The 4036-nt window shown below is 42.4% G+C and carries 4 protein-coding genes; 2 read left to right on the top strand and 2 right to left on the bottom strand.

Features of this window, described 5'->3' with window-relative positions:
* Positions 1-62: 62 nt before the first annotated feature.
* Both CHU92_RS01625 and aroC read right to left on the bottom strand, forming a co-directional pair.
* Complete coding sequence (locus tag CHU92_RS01625) at positions 63-1598, bottom strand: T9SS-dependent choice-of-anchor J family protein (protein WP_094411942.1); 1536 nt, start codon at positions 1596-1598, stop codon at positions 63-65.
* Positions 1599-1688: 90 nt separating this feature from the next.
* Positions 1689-2750 carry a chorismate synthase gene (gene aroC / locus CHU92_RS01620; protein ID WP_094411941.1) on the bottom strand — a complete coding sequence of 354 codons (1062 nt, stop codon included), beginning with the start codon at positions 2748-2750 and terminating at the stop codon, positions 1689-1691.
* A 478-nt stretch (positions 2751-3228) separates the two neighbouring features.
* On the opposite strand from aroC, the gene CHU92_RS01610 reads away from it, so the two are divergent.
* Together CHU92_RS01610 and CHU92_RS01605 are read left to right on the top strand one after the other, a co-directional pair.
* The gene (locus CHU92_RS01610; RefSeq protein WP_094411937.1) at positions 3229-3456 is read left to right on the top strand and encodes a hypothetical protein; all 228 of its coding nucleotides are present in this window, start codon (positions 3229-3231) and stop codon (positions 3454-3456) included.
* Between the two features lie 78 nt (positions 3457-3534).
* Complete coding sequence (locus CHU92_RS01605) at positions 3535-3987, top strand: hypothetical protein (RefSeq protein WP_094411935.1); 453 nt, start codon at positions 3535-3537, stop codon at positions 3985-3987.
* Positions 3988-4036: the final 49 nt, after the last annotated feature.

Raw genomic sequence — 4036 nt, 5'->3', positions numbered from 1 at the left:
AAAAAACCGTCTCAAAATTTAAGTATTGAGACGGCTTCTTTTTTATTGCAAGCTATATAATATTATTGCTTAACTATTTTCTTTGTCATTGTTCCCTGGTCTGACGATACAGTCATTAAGTACATACCTGCAGAAAGGTCAGAAACATTAATCTGTGCTTCAGCTACATTATTAAATTTAACTGATTTCACAATACGGCCATTAAGGTCAGCTATTTCAACACCATTCACAAGGATGTTTTCAGCATTGGCGATGTTAATAACATTTGTAGCCGGGTTAGGGAATACCGAAAGCTTAGAAGCTAAAGCCTCGTTAGTACCCGCAGTAGCGTTAACTACAATATTATCAAGAGCAATAACACCAAAATTAGTATTCACATGTGCAGGAGCAGTATAACGGAAACCTATTACGTAAGTACCTGTTGTATTAGGTGTAAAAGTATGCGTTTTTTGCTCATAAGTAGTGCTGGCATAGTCATTGTAAGTAGCAAGGGTATTAGTCTGGGCTGCAACGGTAGCGGCATTACCCCATGTAACCTGAAGATTATTAACATTACCGGCACCGGCAAGAGCAATCTTCCTCATAAAATAAGACAAAGTTACTTGTTGTCCACCAGTCAGATTAATAGGCCTTGAAAAAAGCCATGCATCAGAAGCTCCGCCGCTTCTACCAGCAACAATTACGTTGGTACCTTCCTGTGCCGGATACGTTGTGCTGGCACTTTCTATATCCCAATCTGTACCTGTAGTGCCCGGCAGGGAAGACCAACCAAGGAAATCTACATTGGTTTGCCCTTCAAATCCCATGCTGTAAGGAATATTGGCAGGTGGGAAAACAGAGTTGAAAGATATAGGGCCTGTCCAGTTACTGAAGTTACCTGCACCGCAAACAGACCTTACATAAAATGAGTATACGGTTCCTGGTGTTAGCTGTGTGAATGTAGCATTGGGTGCAGTAGGAGTAGGATCAAGAATTGTACCAGTACCCTGTGTAAATCCGATAGGCCCATATTCTACCTGGTAACCCGTAGGAGTACCAAGAGTAGGAGCTGTCCAGCTGATGCCAACTGAAGTTGTTGTGGCTGAAGTGTACTGGAAACCGGCCGTAGGAGCAAAACAGCTCTGAGCCGTAAATGTTATCTGGAAAGAAAAAGCCGCGGCTGACCATCTGTTATCCCAAACAATAAAATAGGTTGTCCCTGCTGAAACTGCAAGATTTGATATTCTTGTTCTAAAATCAGTAGCCGAAATGTCATCATTTTGTGCAACACATGTAAAACCAAGGCAAGAGCCGGAAAGTACCCGTACTCTCGTATCGGTAGTAGCAACTGGATTTGCTGCAATTCCAGTGTCAATTGTTAATAAGCCTGACTGCGTTGGTGTAAAACTGTACCATAAAGCTGCAGGTGTAGTAGCATTGCCGTCAGCAAATGTACATATCTGGGCAGCGGTGCCGGTTGGGAATGTACCTGTAACAGCCGGTGCGCTAAAAGTACCGCCCGTAGTAGGTATCACAGTGGCAGCACCACAACTTAGCTGCGCATTCGCATTAAATAGAGAGCCCAGGAAAAGAGTCCCTAAAAGTAATTGTTTTTTCATGATGATAATTTTATAATTAACACCAAAAATAGTAAAAAAATGTTCATCTGCAACAGTATGTTATTACATATTAAAATTTTTATTAACATTTTATATATAGGCCTGCTGCTTCAGATAAAAATCAAGCAACACAATTGCAGCCATTGCCTCCACAATCGGCACAGCCCTCGGCACAACACAGGGGTCATGCCTGCCCCTGCCCTGCAGCCTTACTTCTCCACCTGCTCTGTTTATTGTGTCCTGCTCCCGCATTATTGTCGCAACCGGTTTGAACGCCACCCTGAAATAAATATCCATGCCGTTGCTTATCCCGCCCTGTATGCCGCCTGAAAGGTTAGTTTTTGTTGTGCCGTCAGCATTAAAAACATCATTATGCTCGCTTCCTTTCATCGTAGCGCCGCAGAAACCGCTTCCATATTCAAATCCTTTTACAGCATTGATGCTCAGCATCGCCTTTCCCAGTTCGGCATGCAGTTTGTCAAAAACTGGCTCACCCAGCCCCGCAGGCACATTTTGTAATACACAGGTAATGGTGCCGCCTACGGTATCCCCTTCTTTACGGATTCCCTTTATATATTCTTCCATGCGTGCGGCAGTGGCAGCATCAGGGCAACGGACACTATTACTGTCTGTAAGTGAAAAGTCGAGCTCCTGGTAAGGCTTATCCAACAAAATATCGCCTACTGATGAAACAAATGCATTGATTTTAATATCGGGAACCGCCTGCCGTGCTATTGCACCGGCCACTACACGGCTCACCGTCTCGCGGGCCGAACTCCTGCCTCCGCCCCTGTAATCCCTCAGGCCATACTTTTTATCATACACATAATCGGCGTGCGATGGGCGGTACACATCTTTAAGGTGTTCATAATCTCCGGGCTTTTGGTTTTTATTCTCCACTATAAACCCTATCGGGGCACCCGTTGTCCTGCCTTCAAAAATACCTGACAAGAACTGCACCTCGTCAGGTTCCCTGCGCTGGCTTACAATAGCCGATTGCCCCGGCCGCCGCCTGTTAAGCTCGTGCTGCACTGCCGCCAGGTCAATCGCTATCCCGGGCGGGCAGCCGTCAATAACACCGCCTACTGCCACACCATGTGATTCTCCAAAAGTGGTAATCCTGTAAAAATCCCCAAATGTATTTCCTGCCATACGCTAATTGTAACCTTATATTATATCAATATCATGCCAAACGCAATTATGATAATCCAACCAACTCTTTGGAGCAGCAAGCAAAGGGCCAGTCTGCTAAGGTATGGTCCCNAATAAGTGTACTTCTGTTGGTTTTAGCACATCAGCCATGCTTTTGCCAATATAATGTTAGTGGCTGTTTTTTATTATGTCAGAACAAAAAGCGCCAATATTGATTTTACACGGCTCACAACAACCTTATTTGTCTATTGGTAGGCATTATGGTGGAGTTAAAGCCTTTGGATATGAATACGTTTATATGCAACCACAAGACGCATTTTTACGAAAGGATTATGTCAAACAGTACAATAAGCACAAAAAGGCTGGGCATAGTTGGGAAAGTTTTATAGAGTTCGTTAAGTCTATGAAATAGCCACTAACGGTTTCGAGATTGATTTAGTTGCGGACTTTGAAAACTAAAACTTTAAAATAAGATAAAATGAAATTAGAAAACGAAAACTCGAATGAACCACAAAACCCGCAATTGAATATAGGTGCTGTTAGCGGTAGTTTAAATAACATATATCTATTTAAAGTACGAGATTTTACAACAACATTATTAGGTAGATTTGAAGATGGTAAATACTTTATTCAACGTGGAGACGGCACAAAGTACGAATATGATGAATATAGAGTTGTTTGGAAACGTAAATTAAATTGCCACTAACGTTTCTGCGCTTGGCGAGGTGCGGGACTTTTACCCACAAAGCCACAAACGAAGTACAAATTTTAAACAAACACGAATATGTCAAACGAAAAAACAAACCCCGCATCTTGCCAAACGGCTGTTAGCGGTTCGGCTTTTTCAATCCACGATTTGAAGTGCGGAAACATTTTAAATTACGATACAGCAGAAGGAGAAATTTTGCCTATCGTAATTGGCTGGCAAGACCTTAAATGGATTACCGAAGACCCGAAAGGATTTAACCTTGTTCATTCGCCTATTCCATTAACCGAAGAATGGCTTTTGAAATTTGGATTTTCCGACAAAGACTACAAAAAAGGATACATAGGTAAAGACTTTAAAAGTGGTGGAATGATACTTGATTTTGTGTTGTCAAAACCACATATAAAAGGCAAATGGAATACAACTTATACTTTCAATTTTGAGGGTCATGGATTTAGCAAAATGGAATTTGTCCACGAGTTGCAAAATTTCTACTTCTGTTTAACTGGTGAGTGGCTGTCTTTAAGCTGACCGCTAACGTTCCCACGCTTGGCGAAGGTGGCGTTTTTACCACAAATGC

The sequence above is a fragment of the Flavobacterium cyanobacteriorum genome (genome assembly GCF_002251835.1).
Taxonomy (GTDB): Bacteria; Bacteroidota; Bacteroidia; order Flavobacteriales; family Flavobacteriaceae; genus Flavobacterium; species Flavobacterium cyanobacteriorum.
Note: the sequence above shows the minus strand (reverse complement) of the source record. Positions and strands in the feature narration are given on the sequence as shown.

Coding starts and splice junctions, on each gene's coding strand:
- CHU92_RS01610 (WP_094411937.1), top strand. CDS start 3,229: ATGAAATTAGAAAACGAAAACTCGAATGAACCACAAAACCCGCAATTG.
- CHU92_RS01605 (WP_094411935.1), top strand. CDS start 3,535: ATGTCAAACGAAAAAACAAACCCCGCATCTTGCCAAACGGCTGTTAGC.
- aroC (WP_094411941.1), bottom strand. CDS start 2,750: ATGGCAGGAAATACATTTGGGGATTTTTACAGGATTACCACTTTTGGA.
- CHU92_RS01625 (WP_094411942.1), bottom strand. CDS start 1,598: ATGAAAAAACAATTACTTTTAGGGACTCTTTTCCTGGGCTCTCTATTT.